This window comes from Halohasta sp. A2, assembly GCF_056175805.1.
In genome coordinates this window covers 1-399 of sequence record NZ_JAQFWV010000225.1, presented here as the reverse complement: position 1 = coordinate 399, position 399 = coordinate 1, and the positions used below count along the sequence as shown (strand labels likewise).

1 pseudogene is annotated in these 399 nt (G+C 53.6%); it reads left to right on the top strand.

The features are described from left to right. Positions 1 to 126: 126 nt before the first annotated feature. Positions 127 to 399: pseudogene (locus O2S87_RS18905) on the top strand (IS5/IS1182 family transposase); the annotation flags it as partial.

The following is a 399-nucleotide window of genomic DNA, read 5'->3' as shown; positions in this document are numbered from 1 at the left end:
GAATCAAGAGCATTTCAAACAGTTTGTCACTGACACATTCTTAGATCTCTCTCAACGTCTTGGATTTGCGAATGGTTGGATCAAAAAGTTCCTCACCGATATTCAAAAGTTACGCTGACCACTCGCGGCGGGTTCGCCCGCTGGGTTCACGTCGTTCTGCACTGTATTCGGCTCGAAGAGGGCCATAGCTACCGTGAAACGCCAAACCGGCTGAAGTACATGACTGAGATACGAGACATCCTTGGCTTAGATAAGGACGACTCCCGGACTACAGCACGATCTACAAATCGTTCGACCGGCTGAAAATGTGGGTGTGGCGGGCGTTGCTGCGCGTTTCAGCGCAGCAACACCCGCAGTCTGGGCACGCCGCACTCGACAGCACCTTCTTCGACCGCCGCC